The organism is Pseudomonas sp. RW3S2, from assembly GCF_014268955.1.
GTDB classification, from domain to species: Bacteria; Pseudomonadota; Gammaproteobacteria; order Pseudomonadales; family Pseudomonadaceae; genus Aquipseudomonas; species Aquipseudomonas wayambapalatensis.
On the sequence record NZ_JABWRM010000005.1, the window covers coordinates 91,771 to 109,700 of the forward strand.

The following is a 17,930-nucleotide window of genomic DNA, read 5'->3' on the forward strand; positions in this document are numbered from 1 at the left end:
ATAATGGCATTGTGCCCTTACTTCATCGGCAGCGCACATGAATAGATGAATACAACAAAAGGGTTTAACGGCAGGCGGGTGTCGAGTCTTGAGGTTTTCTCGTTACCGGATGCAACGAGGGCGGGCAAAAAAAAACGCCTGCCGATAATGGCAGGCGTTTTTCCGTACAGCGTCAGGCGTCAGATCGACAGACCGAAGTCTTCTTCTTTCATCGCCATCAGGTTGTTGGCACCCGACAGGATGGCCGCCACATGCGTGCGGGTGCGCGGCAGGATGCGCTGAAAGTAGAAGCGTGCGGTCTGCAGCTTGGCAGTGTAGAACGCCTCTTCAGCAGTACCGGCCGCCAGCTTCTCGGCCGCCAGGCGGGCGATGTCGGCCCAGAAGTACGCCAGGCACGCGTAACCGGAGTACATCAGGTAGTCCACGGACGCGGCACCGACTTCCTCGCGGTCTTTCATGGCGGCCATGCCGATCTTCATGGTCAGCTCGCCCCATTCCTTGTTCAGCGCAGCCAGCGGCTCGACGAACTCCTTGGTGGCTTCGTTACCTTCCTGGCCCTGGCAGAACTTGTGGACGATCTTGGTGAAGCCCTTGAGCGCCTCGCCCTGGGTCATCAGCACCTTGCGGCCGAGCAGGTCGAGGGCCTGGATGCCGGTGGTGCCTTCGTACAGCATCGAGATACGGCTGTCGCGCACGTTCTGCTCCATGCCCCATTCGGCGATGAAACCGTGGCCACCGTAGATCTGCACGCCATGGTTGGCGGCCTCGAAACCGACTTCGGTCATGAACGCCTTGGCGATCGGGGTCAGGAAGGCCAGCAGTGCATCGGCCTTCTTGCGCTCTTCCTCGTCCTGGCTGTACTTGACGATGTCCACCTGTTTGGCGGTGAAGTAGACCATTGCGCGGTTGCCTTCGGCGAAGGCTTTCATGGTCAGCAGCATGCGGCGCACGTCCGGGTGGACGATGATCGGGTCAGCGGCCTTTTCCGGTGCTTTCGGGCCGGTCAGGGAACGCATCTGCAGACGGTCGCGGGCATACTTCAGGCCACCCTGGAAGGCCACTTCGGCGTGAGCCAGGCCTTGCAGTGCAGTGCCCAGGCGCGCGGTGTTCATGAAGGTGAACATGCAGTTCAGGCCTTTGTTGGCCGGGCCGATCAGGTAACCGGTGGCCGCGTCGAAGTTCATCACGCAGGTGGCGTTACCGTGGATGCCCATCTTGTGCTCGAGCGAGCCGCAGCTCACGCCGTTGCGCTCGCCTACACCGCCTTCGGCGTTCGGCAGGAACTTGGGCACGATGAACAGCGAAATGCCCTTGGTGCCGGCCGGAGCATCGGGCAGGCGCGCCAGCACGATGTGGACGATGTTGTCGGCCATGTCGTGCTCGCCGGCCGAGATGAAGATCTTGGTGCCGGATACCTTGTAGCTGCCATCGGCCTGCGGCTCGGCCTTGGTGCGCAGCATGCCCAGGTCGGTGCCGCAGTGCGGCTCGGTCAGGCACATGGTGCCGGTCCATTCGCCGGACACCAGCTTGGTCAGGTAGGTTTCCTGTTGCTCGGGGGTGCCGTGCTCGGAGATGGTGTTCATCGCGCCGTGCGACAGGCCTGGGTACATGCCCCAGGACCAGTTCGACTCGCCGACCATCTCGCTCAGGGTCAGGCCCAGCGACTCTGGCAGGCCCTGGCCGCCGTGCTCGACGTCATGGGCCAGGCTCGGCCAGCCACCTTCGACGAACTGCTTGTAGGCTTCCTTGAAGCCGGTCGGAGTCTTCACGCCCGACTCGCTCCAGGTGCAGCCTTCCAGGTCGCCGACACGGTTCAGCGGGGCCAGCACCTGCTCACAGAACTTGGCACCTTCCTCGAGGATCGCATCGACCATGTCCGGCGTAGCATCCTGGCAACCCGGCAGGCTCTGATAGTGCGCTTCATAGCCGAGCAGCTCGTCACGGACGAAGCGAATATCACGCAAGGGGGCTTTGTATTCAGGCATGGCGATGAACCTCTGGGCTGAGTTCGTTGGGGAGACCGCGGGTACCAACCAGCTCTTGGCGGCTTTCGGTCAAACAGTTGTTTGAAACTTACGTTTAGCTCAGGGCAATGTCAAGAAGGGACGATGGTGCCAATTCGGTCGCGAACGATGGCATTTATGCCAGCGCTTGATTCATCGGCCCAAAGCGCCTGTGGGAGCGGGTTTACCCGCGAATCAACCAGGCCACGCAATGGTGTCTGGATTGTTCGCGGGTAAACCCGCTCCCACAGGTGCTTGGCCGACGGTTATGCAGTCAGGCGTAGGTGTCGATGAACCGACCGAGCATTTCGTCGGACGCTTTGGCGACTTTCACGCCCAGTTCGACTTCATGCTTGCCCAGGGCGAGCTGCACAGTGCTGGTGGCCAGGTCTTGCTGCTGGCTGCGGTCTACGCCACGCAGGCGCTCGGCCTGATAGCTGGTGGACTGGCTGGTGCCTGCGCGCTCGACGCCATTGCTGGCGATCTGGCCGGCGGCCTGGTCGACACGGTTCTGCCCGTTCTGGATGGCGCCGAGGCCTGCGTAGAAAGCAGAGCTGCCGGTGATTTCCATATCAGGACTCCACAAGACTGGGTGAAGGAAGAGGCCTCAATTAAAACAGCCCGGAAAGGAAATTACCCGTTTAAATCCTTAATAGCCCAGTGCCAGCTAATAGAATCAGGGCATTTTTCGTAACCGGATGTTCACCGAGCGATCAGTCAAGCAGGTCCAGATCCAGATGCTCGGCCACCGCCTCGGCTGCGGCAGGTTTCAGCCACGGCACCCGCCCCAGGCATGGCGCCGGCAGACGCTCGGCGAGGCTCGCCAGGTTCTCTTCTAGCCGCGAAGTCCGGGGATCGACGATATTGGCCACCCACCCCGCCAGTTGCAGACCATCGCGGGCGATGGCCTCGGCACTGAGCAGCGCATGGTTGATGCAACCCAGGCGCACCCCCACCACCAGGATCACCGGCAGCTTCAAGGCAATCGCCAGGTCGGACAGGTTGGCATGATCGGACAAGGGCACCCGCCAGCCACCCGCACCCTCGATCAGGGTGAAGTCGGCGCCGTGCGCCAGTACTTGCTGCATGGCGTCACGCAGCGTCGGCACGCTCAGTGCCACACCGGCTTCGCGTGCAGCCACATGTGGGGCGATGGCCGGTTCGAAGGCGAAGGGATTGACCTGCTCATAAGGCAGCTTGATCGAGCTTTCGTCGATCAGCGCCAGCGCATCACTGTTGCGCAGCCCCTTGGGGCTGACCGTGCATCCGGACGCCACAGGTTTGGCAGCCAGTGTGCTGCGCCCAAGGTTACGTGCTGCACGCAGCAGCCCGGCGGCGATGGTGGTCTTGCCGACATCGGTGTCGGTACCGGCGATGAAATAGGCCTGGTTCATGTCACTCCTCTTCGCCTCTGCGCAATACCCCATAGACCACCTGATAGGTGGCAGGCAGGCCTTGGTCATCACGGAACTGCTCATAGGCCTGCAGCAGCCCCTGCATGCGTGCACGCCCGGTCAGGCCCGACGGGCGCCCGGGATTCAGGTTGTGCGCACCCAGCGCCTTGAGTTCGTGGGTCAGGCTGCGCACATCCGGGTAGTGCAGTACGTGGGGCAGGCGCTCCAGCCCGAGCAGGGTCAGGCCGCTGTCGGCGCACAGGCGCTGGTAATCCTCGAAGCGCCGGAACCGATTGACATGCACCATCCCATCCACCGCCTGCCAACTGGCACGCAACTCCTCCAGCGTGCCGACACACAAGCTGCTGAACGCCAGCACCCCACCCGGTCGCAACACGCGCCGGGCTTCGGCCAGCACGCTGGCGAACTGGTCGCACCACTGCACCGCCAGGCTGGAGAACACCAAGTCGAAAGCGTCATCGCGCAGCGGCAGACGCTCGGCATCGCCCGCCACGTGATGATGCGCCCCGCCCTGCTCGCGAGCATGGCCCAACATGCCTTCGGCGATATCCACCGCCACACCGTGGGCAGCCTCGAAGCGGGCGGCCAGGGCCCGGCTGAAATGGCCAGTACCGCTGCCCAGGTCGAGCCAGCGGGTCGGCGTCATCGACGTCGGCAAGCGCGTGAGCAAAGCCTCACCCACCGCGCGCTGCAGGGCGGCAACGCTGTCATAGCTGGCCGCCGCGCGGGAGAACGAGGCCGCCACCTGGCGCTTGTCCGGCAGGGCACCGGGCAGGATCGGACGGGAAAGATCAGTCATCACCACTCTCATGCAAGAAACTCTTGATACCCGCCGCCAGCTCCTGTGGGTACTCCTGCAGGAACGCGTGGGAACTGTCTTCGACCAGGCCGACTTCGACATCCGGCAGCAGCTCGCTGAGCGCCTTGGCCGCATCCGCCGGCACCAGGGCATCGCTGCCGGCGAACAGGTGCAGTTGTGGGCCGCCGTACTGTTCGAGCGCCTGGCGGGTGTCCAGCCTGGCCAGCACTTGCAGGCCGGTGGCCAGGTACAAGGGGTCAGTGTCCGGCACGCCCACGCCAAGCTGGCGCAGCAAGGTGCGGGGTTGCTGCGCGCCCTCGCTGCACAGCGTACGGAATCGCTTGAGGGTGACCTGGGGGTGGCTGCGACAACCATCGAGGAAGGTGCCGAAGGTGTCCTCGGCCATGCCGTGGGGCCAGTCGGGCCGGGCCACGAAACTGGGGTTGCTGGCCAACGTCAGCAAGCCGCAGCAGTGGTCGCCGCGCTTGTGCGCCAGGGCGCTGGCCAGCATGCCGCCCAGCGACCAGCCGCCCAGCCAGACATCCGTCGGCAGCTTGCGGTCGAGGTGATCGACCCAGGCCTGGACGTCATCGTCGGCCAGTTCCGGTAACGGCGCCAGTTCGATCTGCAGGCGTGGATCCTGTGCCCGCAGGCTGGCAGCCAGGGGTTCCAGTGAAGCAGTGCCCAGCCCCCAGCCGGGCAGGAGGATCAGTCGGTTACGCATCGGCGGACTCCAGCTGTGCATGACACTCGGCCAATGCATTCAACAATAGCTGGACCTGCGCTTCGCTGTGCGCGGCGCTCAAGGTTACCCGCAGGCGTGCACCGCCGGCCGGTACGGTTGGCGGGCGGATCGCGGTGACCAGCAAGCCCCGCGCGCGCAGCATCTTCGACAGCGTCAGTGCCCGCGCCGCATCGCCAACCAGGATCGGCTGGATCGCGGTCGGGCTGTCCATCAATGCCAGGCCGATCTGCTGCGCGCCCTGGCGGAACTGGCGGATCAACGCGCCAAGGTGCTCGCGCCGCCAGCGTTCGTCACGCAGCAGTTGCAGGCTTTTCAGCGTTGCGCAGGCCAGTGCCGGCGGCTGACTGGTGGTGTAGATGTAGGGACGGGCGAACTGCACCAGCGCCTCGATCAGGTCATCGCTGCCCGCGACGAACGCGCCGGCAGTACCGCAGGCCTTGCCGAGCGTGCCGATCAGCACCGGCACCTGGTCGATGCCCAACCCGAAGTGCTCGACGATACCGCCACCATTGGCGCCCAACGTGCCGAAACCATGGGCGTCGTCAACCATCAGCCAGGCGCCGTGCGGACGCGCCACTGCAGCCAGGGCGGGCAGGTCGGCAAGATCGCCGTCCATGCTGAACACGCCGTCGGTGACCACCAACGTGTCACCGGTCGCTTTATCCAGGCGGCTCGCCAGGCTGGCCGGATCGTTGTGCAGGTAGCGACTGAAACGGGCGCCGCTGAGCAGTCCGCCGTCGAGCAGGGAGGCATGGTTGAGGCGGTCCTGCAGCACCGTATCGCCCTGCCCCACCAACGCCGTGATAGCACCCAGATTGGCCATGTAGCCGGTGGTGAACAACAACACACGCGGACGCCCGGTCAACTCGGCGATGGCCTCTTCGACCTCGTGGTGCGGCGTACTGTGGCCGACCACCAGGTGCGAGGCACCGCCACCGACGCCCCAGCGCTCGGCACCGTCACGCCAGGCAGCGATCACCTCGGGGTGGCTGGCCAGCCCGAGGTAGTCGTTGCTGCAGAACGCCAACAGGCGTTGCCCATCGACCACCACCTCCGGGCCTTGCGGGCTCTGCAGCAGGGGGCGCTGCCGATACAGGTCCGCGGCGCGCCGTTCGGCCAGGCGTGCCGCCAGATCGAAGGCCATGCTCAGACCGATGCGGCGTTGTAGAACATCTCGCTGCTGCGCTGCTCGACCAGCGCCTGCTCGATGGCCGCCTGGTGCACTTCGTCGGCATGCTCTTCGCGCTCTTCAGGCTTGATCCCGAGGCGGGCGAACAGTTGCATGTCCTTGTCGGCCTGCGGGTTGGCGGTGGTCAGCAGTTTCTCGCCGTAGAAGATCGAGTTGGCACCGGCCATGAAGGCCAGGGCCTGCATCTGCTCGTTCATCTGCTCACGGCCCGCGGACAGGCGTACGTGCGACTTGGGCATAAGGATGCGGGCTACCGCCAGCATGCGGATGAAGTCGAACGGGTCGACATCTTCGGCGTTGGCCAGCGGCGTACCGGCCACCTTCACCAGCATGTTGATCGGCACCGACTCCGGGTGCTCGGGCAGGTTGGCGAGCTGGATCAGCAGGCCTGCGCGGTCGTCCAGCGACTCGCCCATGCCGAGGATGCCGCCGGAGCAGATCTTCATCCCGGCGTCACGCACATAGGCGAGGGTCTGCAGGCGCTCGCTGTAGGTGCGGGTGGTGATGATGCTGGTGTAGAAGTCCGGCGAGGTGTCGAGGTTGTGGTTGTAGTAGTCCAGACCCGCCTGGGCGAGTGCCAGGGTCTGGTCCTGATCGAGCTTGCCGAGGGTCATGCAGGTTTCCAGGCCCAGGGCCTTGACCCCTTTGACCATCTCCAGCACGTAAGGCATATCCTTGGCGGAGGGGTGCTTCCAGGCGGCGCCCATGCAGAAGCGGGTCGAGCCGATGGCCTTGGCCCGGGCAGCCTCTTCCAGCACTTTCTGCACTTCCATCAGCTTCTGTTTTTCCAGCCCGGTGTTGTAGTGGCCGGACTGCGGACAATATTTGCAATCTTCCGGGCAGGCGCCGGTCTTGATCGACAGCAGGGTCGAGACTTGCACGCGGTTTGGGTCGAAGTGCGCGCGGTGCACGGTCTGCGCCTGGAACAACAGGTCGTTGAACGGCTGCTGGAACAGCGCCCTGACCTCGGCCAGGGACCAGTCGTGACGTGTTGTTGCATTTGTGCTGGCGCTCATCGGCGTTTCCTTATCTAGGCTCTGACAGGCGCCGGGACAGGAAAGCCCGCCAGCGCTTCACGGATAGCTCGCATAGTCAGGGAAGGCCCATGCACTGTCAACCAAACATAAAATCACTGGTTTACAAGTGGATAAATATTAAACAATTCTGTTTGCTCTGCGACGAACCTGCGCAACAGGCATATCCCCTGTGCCCGGCCTGCGAGCATGAGCTGCCCTGGCTCGACGAGCATTGCACGCGCTGCGCGCTGCCACTGGCGATGCGGGCGATGACCTGTGGCCAGTGCAGCCGCAGGCCACCGCCTTTCGAGCAGGTGATCGCGCCGTGGCACTACGGGTATCCGTTGGATACTGCAATCAGCCGCTTCAAGCACCGCAGCCAGTGGCCGCTGGGGCGGTTGCTGGCGGATCTGCTGGCGCAGGCCCTGCAGCATCGCTATGACGAGGGCCTGACAAAACCCGACCAGCTGTTGCCCGTGCCACTGGCTGCACGTCGACTGCGCCAACGCGGCTTCAACCAGGCCGCCATGCTCGCCCGCTGGCTGTCGAGCCAGTTGCACATCCCCTGCGACGAGCGCGTGCTACTGCGCCCACGCGACACTGCGGCGCAGCAGACCCTCGACGCCAAGGCGCGCTGGCGTAACCTGCGCCAGGCCTTTGCCATCGCACCGCACGCCGCGCTCGACGGATGCCATGTGGCCCTGGTCGACGACGTGCTGACCACCGGTGCCACTGCCCGAGCGCTGGCGAGCCTGCTGCGCAAGGCCGGGGCGCGCCGGGTCGATGTGTATTGCCTGGCACGCACGCCCAGGCCCGGCGGGGTTGACTAGACTCGGTCTCGAAGGCACTTTCGCCGCATCACACCGCCGGTAACCTGCCCCATGTCCCTGCCCGCCCTGCTTGCCCAGCACATCTTTCGTCGCCCGCAGCGCATCGCCTTGTTGCAGCACATCGCTGAACAAGGCTCGATCACCCGCGCCGCCAAGGCGGCCGGGATCAGTTACAAGAGCGCCTGGGATGCCATCGACGAGCTCAACAACCTCGCCGCCCAGCCGTTGGTCGAGCGCAGTGCCGGCGGGCGTGGCGGTGGCGGCGCCAAGCTGTCGACGGAGGGCGAGCGGGTCTTGCGCCTGTATCAGCGTCTCCAGGCGTTGCAGAGCGAAATCCTAGAATCCACCGAAGAACACAGCGACCTCGACCTGCTCGGCCGCCTGATGCTGCGCACCAGCGCTCGCAATCAATTGCGCGGGCAGATCAGCGGGCTGCGCCGCGAGGGGCGTTACGACCGGGTCAGCCTGGCACTGGGCGGCGGCCTGGAAATCGATGCGCTGATCACCCGGGACAGTACCGAACGGCTGGAGCTGACACTGGGAAGCACGGTGGTGGCCCTGCTCAAGGCCGGCTGGGTGAACGTGCTGGCTGACGCTGATCAGCCAGACGCCGAGAACAATTGCCTGCACGCCCAGGTCGACGAAGTGCTGGCCGATGAAGGCGGCGGCAGTGAAATGCGGCTGGCGCTGGAGAACGGGCAGACGCTGTGCGCCTTTGCCGAACCGCAATGGCTGCAGCAGCAGGCAATCGTGGTCGGCAGCAGGGTGCGGGCGCAGTTTCATCCGTCGTTCGTGCTGCTGGGGGTGCCGGTGTAACGCGCAATGCGTTGGAGCGGGCTCGCACCGCGATCACCCGAAGCGGCTACCTGGCATGCGACGTGATGGGCCTGAAGCACTGTAGTGGCTGGTTTGCGGCCGCTTCGCGCCCGATCGCGGGACGAGCCCGCTCCCACAGGATGGACTGCCCCCCAAGAAGCTGGACACACATCCAACCCTTGGGGGCAGTCCAGGAATGCTGGGAGCCTTGGCACCTGAAGCAACCATGGAATGCGTTACCATGCCACGCATGCATTCCCCTGCCGGAGCTCCCATGTCCCACCCCTTCGATACCCTCACCCCCGACCTGGTCCTGGACGCCGTCGAAAGCCTGGGCTTTCTCAGCGATGCCCGGGTGCTGGCGCTCAACAGCTATGAGAACCGCGTCTATCAGGTGGGCATCGAAGGTGAACAACCGCTGATCGCCAAGTTCTACCGCCCAGGGCGCTGGAGCGATGCGGCCATCCTCGAGGAACACCGCTTCAGCTTCGAACTGGCCGAGCACGAGGTGCCGGTTGTCGCCCCGCTTCAGCATGACGGTCGCAGCCTGTTCGAGCACCAGGGCTTTCGCTTCACCCTGTTCCCCCGCCGCGGCGGCCATGCGCCCGAACCCGGCAACCTCGACCAGTTGTATCGCCTCGGGCAATTGCTCGGACGTCTGCATGCCGTCGGCGCCACGCGCCCATTCGAGCATCGCGAGACGCTGGCTGTAGACAACTTCGGCCATGCCTCGCTCAAGACCCTGCTCGACGGCGATTTCGTCCCGCGCGAGCTGCTGCCGGCGTTCGAGTCGGTGGCCCGCGACCTGCTCAAGCGGGTCGAGGATATCTACCAACGCACGCCCTTCGAGGCGATCCGCCTGCATGGCGACTGTCACGCCGGCAACCTGATGCACCGCGACGACATCTATCACGTCGTCGACCTCGACGACTGCCGCATGGGGCCAGCGGTGCAAGACCTGTGGATGATGCTGGCCGGCAGCCGCGAAGAGCGGTTGGCCCAGTTGGCCGAACTGGTCGACGGGTACGACGAGTTCCACGATTTCGACCCGCGCCAACTGGCGCTGATCGAGCCGCTGCGCGCCTTGCGCCAGTTGCATCACAGCGCGTGGCTGGCACGGCGCTGGGACGACCCGGCGTTCCCGCGCAGCTTCCCCTGGTTCGGCCAGCCGCGCTACTGGGGCGACCAGATCCTGGCCCTGCGCGAGCAGATGGCCGCACTGGATGAAGCGCCACTGAAATTGTTCTAGTTGCAAGGCGTCACCTGTCTACAATAGGCGCCGCGATATCAGCTGCCAAAGCAAGGAATCTGCATGCACGCCGCAAACCCGCAGCGCGGGTACATCCTGGGCCTCAGCGCCTACATCATCTGGGGCCTGTTCCCCCTCTACTTCAAAGCTATCCAGAGCGTCCCGGCGGTAGAGATCATCGTCCACCGGGTACTGTGGTCGGCGCTGTTCGGTTCGCTCCTGCTGCTGGTGTGGAAACACCCGGGCTGGTGGCGGGAGCTGCGCGACAACCCACGGCGCCTGGCGATCCTGGCCCTGAGCGGCGCGCTGATCGCAGGCAACTGGCTGACCTACGTGTGGGCCGTGAACAACGGTCGCATGCTCGAGGCCAGCCTGGGTTACTACATCAACCCGCTGGTCAACGTGCTGCTGGGCATGCTCCTGTTGGGCGAACGCCTGCGCCGCCTGCAATGGCTGGCGGTCGGGCTGGCGGCGGCGGGGGTGGCGCAACAGGTGTGGCAGGTCGGTGGCCTGCCCTGGGTGTCGCTGGGGCTGGCGCTGTCGTTCGGTTTCTACGGCCTGATTCGCAAGCAGGCGCCGGTGGCGGCGCTGCCGGGGCTGGTTGTGGAGACCTGGATGCTGGTGCCATTGGCACTGGGCTGGCTGCTGCTGCATCCGCAGGCCAACAGCGCCAACCTCGCGTTCTTCAGCAGCAGCGAAGCGCTGTGGTTGATGGCTGCGGGCCCGGTCACGCTGGTGCCGCTGGTGTGCTTCAACGCCGCCGCGCGCCACCTGCCCTACACCACCCTGGGCTTCCTGCAATACCTGGCGCCGACCCTGGTGCTGCTGCAGGCGGTGCTGCTGTTCGGCGAGCACCTGTCCTCAAGCACGCTGATCGCGTTCATGTTCATCTGGGCGGGCCTGGCGATCTACAGCGTCGATGCCTGGCTGAGCCTGCGCAAACGCGCCTGATCAAAAAACGATCAAGCCTCTGCAGGCCACGGAAAGCGTGGCCTGCAGCAAGGTCTCCAGAGGTTATCCACACCCTGATCCCCGTGCTTTGTGCACAACCCCCTGAAATATGGACATTTTTTGCTCAATCCGGTGCAGCCCGCGATTGGTCGGGGCTGGCGGGGAGTACCCTCAGGTTATCCACAGGGGCTTCCCCGTTAAACCGGGGATAACCTGCTATTCCTCCGGCCTGAGCTTCAACTCCACCATCAGGTCATCGGCGAGGCTTTCCAGCTTCTGCTGCAGGTCATCCAGCGACAAGGTCAGCGGCAAGGCCAGCAAGGCATCGGCGTGGAACAGCGGCTCGCTGCTCATCGGTGCCGGACGCACCTCGGTGGTAAAGCGCTCCAGGTTGACCCCCTGATCCGCCAGCAGCCGGGTAATATCGCGAACGATCCCCGGGCGATCATTGCCCACCAGCTCCATCGCGATCGGCTTCCAGGTGCAGGACGGCTCGATGCCGCTCTCGGCAATCAGCACGCGAATGCCATGATCGCCCAGCTTCTGCAGCGACTCGACCAACTCGTCGTAGTTTTCCGCCGGCACCGCAACCCGCAGGATCCCGGCGAACTGCCCGGCCATGCGCGACATGCGGCTTTCCAGCCAGTTGCCGTTGTGATCGGCGATGCACTGGGCGATGCGTTCGACCTGTCCGGCCTTGTCAGGGGCGATCACGGTGAGTACAAGATGATCCACGGGCCACTCCTCTACCTGCGCGTACAAGGGCATCGAATCAGTATAGGCAAGGCGCGGCAACCTGCCGCAGGGCGGACCACGCAACAAATCGTGTACCGTTTAGAGATTTATCTGGAACAATCCACAGGTTTTTTGCGAACATACTGCCTTCCAGCGTGACCCGATGCGACCAATAGGTCGCACAACGACGCTTTTAGTCTGATGTTCACCCGCCTACTGCATCATGTAGTATGCGCCAGCGCGGACTACAAAACGTCGTTTGGATGTCTGCCAAGGCGCCTGTGAAAATACGCGAATCGCCCGCCAGCCTGTCTGGCAGGCCGCACCCAGCCGCGCTCGGGCTGCATGACGAGGGCATGTACTGGCCGCGTGTTTAGAGAAGCGCTACAGGCTTAATACAGAAGAGCGAAATAGCTGAGCAGAGTGAGGCAAGCAATGACTGGATACGTTCAAGTCGGTGGCCTTCAGGTCGCCAAGGTCCTGTACGACTTCGTCAACGACGAAGCCATTGCAGGGACCGGCATCGTCGCCGAGCAGTTCTGGGCCGGTGCAGAGAAGATCATCAACGACCTCGCTCCAAAGAACAAAGCCCTGCTCGCCAAGCGTGACGAGCTGCAAGCCAAGATCGATGCCTGGCACCAGGCACGCCAGGGTCAGGCCCACGACGCCGCGACCTACAAAGCATTCCTCCAGGAAATCGGCTATCTGCTGCCACAAGCCGACGATTTCCAGGCCACCACGCAAAACGTCGATGAAGAAATCGCCCACATGGCCGGCCCGCAGCTGGTGGTGCCGGTGATGAACGCACGTTTCGCCCTGAACGCCGCCAACGCCCGCTGGGGCTCGCTGTATGACGCACTGTATGGCACCGACGCCATCAGCGAAGAAGGCGGCGCCGAAAAAGGCCAGGGCTACAACAAGGTACGCGGCGACAAGGTCATCGCCTTCGCCCGCGCCTTCCTCGATGAAGCCGCGCCCCTGGCTGCCGGCTCCCACGTCGACTCCACCGGCTATCGCATCGACGCCGGCAAGCTGGTCGTCGCCCTCAAGGGCGGCAGCAACAGCGGCCTGCGCGACGACGCCCAGCTGATCGGCTTCCAGGGCGACGCCGCAGCACCGACGGCCGTGCTGCTCAAGCACAACGGCCTGCACTTCGAGATCCAGGTCGACGCCAGCACCCCGGTCGGCAGCACTGACGCCGCCGGCGTGAAAGACATCCTGATGGAGTCGGCACTGACCACCATCATGGACTGCGAAGACTCTGTCGCCGCCGTCGATGCCAACGACAAGGTCGTCGTCTACCGCAACTGGCTGGGCCTGATGAAAGGCGACCTGGCCGAAAGCGTGAGCAAGGGCGGCAAGACCTTCACCCGGACCATGAACCCCGACCGCGAGTACGCAGCGCCCAACGGCGGCAGCGTCACCCTGCACGGCCGTTCGCTGCTGTTCGTGCGTAACGTCGGTCACCTGATGACCAACCCGGCGATCCTCGATGCCCAGGGCAACGAGGTTCCCGAAGGTATCCAGGACGGCCTGTTCACCAACCTGATCGCTCTGCACAACCTCAACGGCAACACCAGCCGCAAGAACACCCGTACCGGCAGCGTGTACATCGTCAAGCCGAAGATGCACGGCCCTGAAGAAGTGGCGTTCGCCGCCGAGATCTTCAGCCGCGTCGAAGACCTGCTGGGCATGCCGCGCAACACCGTCAAGGTCGGCATCATGGACGAGGAACGCCGTACCACGGTCAACCTCAAGGCCTGCATCAAGTCGGCAGCCGAGCGCGTGGTGTTCATCAACACCGGCTTCCTCGACCGCACTGGCGATGAGATCCACACCTCGATGGAAGCCGGCGCCATGGTGCGCAAAGGCGCCATGAAGAGCGAGAAGTGGATCGGCGCGTACGAGAACAACAACGTCGACATCGGCCTGGCCACCGGCCTGCAAGGCCGTGCCCAGATCGGCAAGGGCATGTGGGCCATGCCTGACCTGATGGCGGCGATGCTCGAGCAGAAGATCGCTCACCCGCTGTCCGGCGCCAACACTGCCTGGGTCCCTTCGCCAACCGCCGCGACCCTGCACGCGCTGCACTACCACAAGGTCGACGTCCAGGCACGTCAGCGCGAGCTGGCCTCGCGTACCCCGGCCTCGGTGGACGACATCCTGACCATTCCGCTGGCGGCCAACACCAACTGGTCGGCCGACGAAATCCGCAACGAGCTGGACAACAACGCCCAGGGCATCCTCGGCTATGTCGTACGCTGGATCGACCACGGCGTGGGCTGCTCGAAGGTGCCGGACATCAACAACGTCGGGCTGATGGAAGACCGCGCCACCCTGCGCATTTCCGCCCAGTTGCTGGCCAACTGGCTGCGCCATGGCATCGTCACCCAGGCGCAGGTGCTGGAAAGCCTCAAGCGCATGGCGGCGGTGGTCGACAAGCAGAACGCGGGCGACGCCCAGTACCGCCCGATGGCGCCGAACTTCGATGACAACATCGCGTTCCAGGCCGCGGTCGAGCTGGTCGTCGAAGGTGCGAAGCAGCCGAACGGTTACACCGAGCCGGTCCTGCATCGCCGCCGTCGCGAGTTCAAGGCGCGTAACGGGCTGTAAGTTACATCTACGACGGGGTCGCTTTGCGGCCCAATCGCGGCACAAGGCCGCTCCCACAGGCACAGTGCAAGGTTCGAAGCTTGCGCCGTACCTGTAGGAGCGGCCTTGTGCCGCGATTGGGCTGCGAAGCAGCCCTAGTCCTGCATTACTCGATCTTCAATTCTTTTTTCACCAACTCCAGCAATTTTCCCAGATCCACCGGTTTAAGCAGAAAATCCACCACCCCCAGGTGCATCACGTCCACCGCCTCTTTTACATCGGTGTCGCCCGAGACCACGATGATCGACAACGCCGCCCGGTCCGAGTCGCGAATCTGCCGGATCAGCTCCAGGCCATCCTCGGGCTCCATGCGCAGATCGGTGATCATCAGCGCGATGCGCGGTTCGTAGTGCAACTTGAACATCGCCTCCTGCGCACCATCGGCCACCATGCAGTCGATGCCACGGCTTTTCAGGTACAGGCTCAGGGCCTCGCTGTTCACCGGGTTGTCGTCCACCACCAGCACCACCGGCCTGGGCGCCACTGGCGCGCTCACCACGGCCAACGCCTCGCGCTCGGCGTCACTCAGTATTTCGTCATGCTCAGCCATGGCCATCTCGTCAAAAAAATCTCGTGCTAGGTTTAGGACCGCGAAAACCGGCGTAGCCTACCCACCTTTCGTCGGATCCTTGACAGCGACTCTCACCGATAGACTTACGTCCAATGGGCATCCACGGGCCGCCAGCCGACCATGGAGGCCGAAAACAACAAAGCCGATACCTATAGATAGATATATATAGTTCGGCGTAGCGATACGGTCAGCTTCATGAGCAAAAAGGACGCCTACACCCAGGCCGGCAGGACAGCGGTGCTGCAGAATATCCAGGGGACGCTGCAGTTTCTGCAGCGCTTCCCGCCGTTCAACCAGATGGAACAGGGCCACCTCGCCTACCTGGTGGAACAGTGCCAACTGCGTTTCTATGCCAGCGGCGAAAGCATCATCAAGCCTGCCGACGGACCCGTGGAACACTTCTACATCGTCAAGCAGGGCCGGGTGATGGGCGAGCGCCAGCATGTCACCGGCCCCGGCGTGGAAACCACTTTCGAGATCGCCAGCGGCGAATGCTTCCCCCTGGCCGCACTGCTCGGCGAACGGGCCACGCGCACCGAACACCTGGCCGGCGAAGACACCTTTTGCCTGCAATTGAACAAGGCGGCGTTCATCCGCGTGTTCTCGTTGTCCGGTGTGTTTCGCGACTTCGCCCTGCGTGGCGTCAGCAGCCTGCTCGACCAGGTCAACCAGCAGGTGCGCCAGCGCGCCGTGGAAACCCTGGGCACGCAGTATTCGCTCAATACGCCGCTGGGCGAGCTGGCCATGCGTCACCCGGTGGTGTGCACGCCCGACACGCCGCTGCGCGACGCGGTAAGGTCGATGCACGAACAACAGGTGGGGAGCATTGCCATCGTCGATGAGCAGCGCTTCCCCATCGGCATCTTCACCCTGCGCGACCTGCGCCAGGTGGTCGCCGACGCCAGCGCCGAACTCAGCGCACCGATCGACCGGCACATGACCGCCGCACCGTTCTACCTCAGCCCCCAGGCCAGCGCATTCGATGCCGCCATGGCGATGACCGAGCGGCATATCGCGCATGTCTGCCTGGTCGACAACGGTCGCCTGTGTGGGGTGGTGTCCGAGCGCGACCTGTTCTCCCTGCAGCGGGTCGACCTGGTGCACCTGGCGCGCACCATCCGCCACGCGCCGCGCCTGGAGGTACTGGTGGCATTGCGCGGCGAGATCGGCCAACTGGTCGAGCGCATGCTCGCCCATGGCGCTTCCTCGACGCAGATCACCCAGATCATCACCCTGCTCAACGACCACACCGTGTGCCGGGTCATCGAACTGGCGCTGGCCGAACGCGGCGACCCCGGCGTGGCGTTCAGTTGGCTGTGCTTCGGCAGCGAAGGACGCCGCGAGCAGACCCTGCACACCGACCAGGACAATGGCATTCTCTTCGAGGCCCGCGACAGCGCCGAAGCCGATGCCATCCGCGCGCGCCTGCTGCCACTGGCGCAATACATCAACCACAACCTCGCCCAGTGCGGCTTCACCCTGTGCAAGGGCAATGTCATGGCCGGCAACCCCGAGCTGTGCCTGTCGCGTGCCGAATGGGCACGGCGCTTTGCCGGTTTCATCCGCGAAGCCAGCCCGGAAAACCTGCTGGGCTCAAGCATCTATTTCGACCTGCGCGTGGTCTGGGGCGACGAGCAAGGCTGCGAAGCGCTTCGCCAGGGCATCCTCGCCCAGGTTGCCGACAACCGCATCTTCCAGCGCATGATGGCTGACAACGCCCTGCGCCAGCGCCCGCCGGTCGGGCGCCTGCGCGAGTTCGTGCTGACCCGCCAGGGCAACGACAAGGCTGCCACCCTCGACCTCAAGGTCCAGGGCCTGACCCCCTTCGTCGATGGCGCCCGCCTGCTCGCCCTGGCCAACGGCATCGCTGCCAACAACACGCTGGAACGCTTGCGCCAACTGGTGGCCAAGGGCGTCATCGATGCCCTCGACGGCGCCGCCTTCGAAGAGGCCTATCACTTCATCCAGCAGACCCGCATGCAGCAGCACCAGCGCCAGAGTCGCGACAACCTGGCCTACTCCAACCGCGTCGACCCGGACAGCCTCAACCATCTGGACCGGCGCATCCTGCGTGAATCGCTGCGCCAGGCCCAGCGCCTGCAGAGCAGCCTGGCGCAGCGGTACCAGTTATGAAGCTGTTCGCCTGGCTGCGCCCCAACCCGCCCACTCTCGACGCCGACCTGCGCCAGCGCCTGGCGCTGCTGCCGCGCCCGATGCCGTCCAGCATGCAGACGCTGCGCGAGCAGCGCTGGGTGGTACTGGACCTGGAGACCAGCGGCCTCAACCTGAATCGCGACCAAGTGTTGTCGATCGGGGCCGTGGCCATCGAGGACGGCGGCATCGACCTGGGCCGCCAGTTCGAACGCACCCTGCGGCGTCCCGAGCAGAAAACCAACGCCAGTGTGCTGATCCATGGCCTGGGGCCCAGCGCCCTGGCGGCGGGTACCGACCCGGCCGAAGCCTTCGTCGAGTTGCTGGAGTTCATTGGCGACAGCCCGGTGCTGGCCTTCCACGCCCCATTCGACCAGGGCATGCTGGCCCGCGCCCTGAAGGACACCCTGGGCCATCGTCTGCAGCAGGTGTTCATCGACGTGGCGGAACTGGCGCCTATGCTCAACCCCGACACGGTGCTGCGTGAAGCAAGCCTGGACGATTGGGTGGCGCGCTTCGGCCTCGAGGTACAGGCGCGCCATCATGCCAGCGCCGACGCCCAGGTCACCGCCGAACTGGCCTTGATCCTGTTCAGCCAGGCACGACGCCAGCAACTGGACAGCCCGTTGCAACTGGAACAGCGGCTGAGGCAGTGGCGGCGGCGGGCTGTGCACAGCCATGGCCTGTAGGCAGATGGTGATCGTTTCACGGGTAAATCCGCTCCTGCTGGCATTCTGACCAGCGTCAATTGCATCCCCCCTCCCTCCTCTGCCACAATCGCGAATCATTATCGTTATATAACGCATTC

General features: G+C 64.4%; 16 protein-coding genes. 7 read left to right on the forward strand and 9 right to left on the reverse strand.

Going from position 1 to position 17,930, the window contains the following annotated elements:
• Positions 1-179: 179 nt before the first annotated feature.
• The 7 genes from HU748_RS09050 to bioB all read right to left on the reverse strand — a co-directional run bounded on the left by HU748_RS09050 (position 180) and on the right by bioB (position 7,167).
• Entirely contained in the window at positions 180-1,985 is a 1,806-nt protein-coding gene (locus HU748_RS09050; protein WP_186667517.1) for a phenylacyl-CoA dehydrogenase, read from the reverse strand.
• 292 nt (positions 1,986-2,277) lie between these two features.
• Complete coding sequence (locus tag HU748_RS09055) at positions 2,278-2,574, reverse strand: pyrroloquinoline quinone biosynthesis protein PqqE (protein WP_186667516.1); 297 nt, start codon at positions 2,572-2,574, stop codon at positions 2,278-2,280.
• Positions 2,575-2,716: 142 nt separating this feature from the next.
• Positions 2,717-3,397 carry a dethiobiotin synthase gene (gene bioD / locus HU748_RS09060; protein ID WP_186667515.1) on the reverse strand — a complete coding sequence of 227 codons (681 nt, stop codon included), beginning with the start codon at positions 3,395-3,397 and terminating at the stop codon, positions 2,717-2,719.
• Position 3,398: 1 nt separating this feature from the next.
• On the reverse strand, positions 3,399-4,217 hold the full coding sequence (bioC, locus tag HU748_RS09065; protein ID WP_186709388.1) for a malonyl-ACP O-methyltransferase BioC: 819 nt from the start codon (positions 4,215-4,217) through the stop codon (positions 3,399-3,401).
• Positions 4,210-4,941: an alpha/beta fold hydrolase gene (locus HU748_RS09070; protein WP_186667513.1), complete on the reverse strand. Its 732-nt coding sequence runs from the start codon at positions 4,939-4,941 to the stop codon at positions 4,210-4,212. Before HU748_RS09070 ends, bioC begins: the two co-directional genes overlap by 8 nt.
• Entirely contained in the window at positions 4,934-6,106 is a 1,173-nt protein-coding gene (bioF, locus tag HU748_RS09075; RefSeq protein WP_186720133.1) for an 8-amino-7-oxononanoate synthase, read from the reverse strand. The genes HU748_RS09070 and bioF overlap by 8 nt, the downstream gene beginning before the upstream one ends.
• A gap of 2 nt (positions 6,107-6,108) precedes the next feature.
• Complete coding sequence (gene bioB, locus HU748_RS09080; RefSeq protein ID WP_186667511.1) at positions 6,109-7,167, reverse strand: biotin synthase BioB; 1,059 nt, start codon at positions 7,165-7,167, stop codon at positions 6,109-6,111.
• A gap of 89 nt (positions 7,168-7,256) precedes the next feature.
• On the opposite strand from bioB, the gene HU748_RS09085 reads away from it, so the two are divergent.
• The 4 genes from HU748_RS09085 (at position 7,257) to rarD (ending at position 11,013) form a co-directional block, all read left to right on the forward strand.
• The gene (locus tag HU748_RS09085) at positions 7,257-7,997 is read left to right on the forward strand and encodes a ComF family protein (RefSeq protein WP_186720135.1); all 741 of its coding nucleotides are present in this window, start codon (positions 7,257-7,259) and stop codon (positions 7,995-7,997) included.
• 51 nt (positions 7,998-8,048) lie between these two features.
• On the forward strand, positions 8,049-8,813 hold the full coding sequence (locus HU748_RS09090) for a TOBE domain-containing protein (protein ID WP_186720138.1): 765 nt from the start codon (positions 8,049-8,051) through the stop codon (positions 8,811-8,813).
• A 274-nt stretch (positions 8,814-9,087) separates the two neighbouring features.
• Entirely contained in the window at positions 9,088-10,062 is a 975-nt protein-coding gene (locus HU748_RS09095) for a serine/threonine protein kinase (protein WP_186709394.1), read from the forward strand.
• Positions 10,063-10,125: 63 nt separating this feature from the next.
• The gene (gene rarD, locus HU748_RS09100) at positions 10,126-11,013 is read left to right on the forward strand and encodes an EamA family transporter RarD (protein ID WP_186667507.1); all 888 of its coding nucleotides are present in this window, start codon (positions 10,126-10,128) and stop codon (positions 11,011-11,013) included.
• 216 nt (positions 11,014-11,229) lie between these two features.
• On the opposite strand, the gene HU748_RS09105 is transcribed toward rarD, so the two are convergent.
• A complete protein-coding gene (locus HU748_RS09105; protein WP_186667506.1) occupies positions 11,230-11,748 on the reverse strand; it encodes an ACT domain-containing protein in 519 nt (172 codons plus the stop codon).
• 435 nt (positions 11,749-12,183) lie between these two features.
• Between HU748_RS09105 and HU748_RS09110 the strand changes: the two genes are divergently transcribed.
• On the forward strand, positions 12,184-14,361 hold the full coding sequence (locus HU748_RS09110) for a malate synthase G (RefSeq protein ID WP_186720140.1): 2,178 nt from the start codon (positions 12,184-12,186) through the stop codon (positions 14,359-14,361).
• A gap of 145 nt (positions 14,362-14,506) precedes the next feature.
• On the opposite strand, the gene HU748_RS09115 is transcribed toward HU748_RS09110, so the two are convergent.
• Positions 14,507-14,950, reverse strand: coding sequence for a response regulator (locus HU748_RS09115; RefSeq protein WP_186709396.1), 444 nt, complete (start codon positions 14,948-14,950; stop codon positions 14,507-14,509).
• A 216-nt stretch (positions 14,951-15,166) separates the two neighbouring features.
• Here HU748_RS09115 and HU748_RS09120 point away from each other — a divergent pair, with 216 nt between their 5' ends.
• Both HU748_RS09120 and HU748_RS09125 read left to right on the forward strand, forming a co-directional pair.
• Positions 15,167-17,104 (forward strand): putative nucleotidyltransferase substrate binding domain-containing protein, encoded by a 1,938-nt coding sequence (locus HU748_RS09120; RefSeq protein ID WP_186709400.1) that lies wholly within the window; start codon positions 15,167-15,169, stop codon positions 17,102-17,104.
• Positions 17,101-17,811, forward strand: a complete 711-nt coding sequence (locus tag HU748_RS09125; protein WP_186667502.1) for a 3'-5' exonuclease — start codon at positions 17,101-17,103, stop codon at positions 17,809-17,811. Before HU748_RS09120 ends, HU748_RS09125 begins: the two co-directional genes overlap by 4 nt.
• Positions 17,812-17,930: the final 119 nt, after the last annotated feature.

Excerpts from the sequence above, each read along its gene's own strand:
- HU748_RS09120 (WP_186709400.1), top strand. The coding sequence starts at position 15,167 with ATGAGCAAAAAGGACGCCTACACCCAGGCCGGCAGGACAGCGGTGCTG.
- HU748_RS09125 (WP_186667502.1), top strand. The coding sequence starts at position 17,101 with ATGAAGCTGTTCGCCTGGCTGCGCCCCAACCCGCCCACTCTCGACGCC.
- HU748_RS09110 (WP_186720140.1), top strand. The coding sequence starts at position 12,184 with ATGACTGGATACGTTCAAGTCGGTGGCCTTCAGGTCGCCAAGGTCCTG.
- HU748_RS09050 (WP_186667517.1), bottom strand. The coding sequence starts at position 1,985 with ATGCCTGAATACAAAGCCCCCTTGCGTGATATTCGCTTCGTCCGTGAC.
- bioB (WP_186667511.1), bottom strand. The coding sequence starts at position 7,167 with ATGAGCGCCAGCACAAATGCAACAACACGTCACGACTGGTCCCTGGCC.
- HU748_RS09085 (WP_186720135.1), top strand. The coding sequence starts at position 7,257 with ATGCACTGTCAACCAAACATAAAATCACTGGTTTACAAGTGGATAAAT.
- bioF (WP_186720133.1), bottom strand. The coding sequence starts at position 6,106 with ATGGCCTTCGATCTGGCGGCACGCCTGGCCGAACGGCGCGCCGCGGAC.
- bioC (WP_186709388.1), bottom strand. The coding sequence starts at position 4,217 with ATGACTGATCTTTCCCGTCCGATCCTGCCCGGTGCCCTGCCGGACAAG.
- HU748_RS09090 (WP_186720138.1), top strand. The coding sequence starts at position 8,049 with ATGTCCCTGCCCGCCCTGCTTGCCCAGCACATCTTTCGTCGCCCGCAG.
- HU748_RS09115 (WP_186709396.1), bottom strand. The coding sequence starts at position 14,950 with ATGGCTGAGCATGACGAAATACTGAGTGACGCCGAGCGCGAGGCGTTG.
- HU748_RS09055 (WP_186667516.1), bottom strand. The coding sequence starts at position 2,574 with ATGGAAATCACCGGCAGCTCTGCTTTCTACGCAGGCCTCGGCGCCATC.
- HU748_RS09070 (WP_186667513.1), bottom strand. The coding sequence starts at position 4,941 with ATGCGTAACCGACTGATCCTCCTGCCCGGCTGGGGGCTGGGCACTGCT.
- HU748_RS09095 (WP_186709394.1), top strand. The coding sequence starts at position 9,088 with ATGTCCCACCCCTTCGATACCCTCACCCCCGACCTGGTCCTGGACGCC.
- rarD (WP_186667507.1), top strand. The coding sequence starts at position 10,126 with ATGCACGCCGCAAACCCGCAGCGCGGGTACATCCTGGGCCTCAGCGCC.
- bioD (WP_186667515.1), bottom strand. The coding sequence starts at position 3,397 with ATGAACCAGGCCTATTTCATCGCCGGTACCGACACCGATGTCGGCAAG.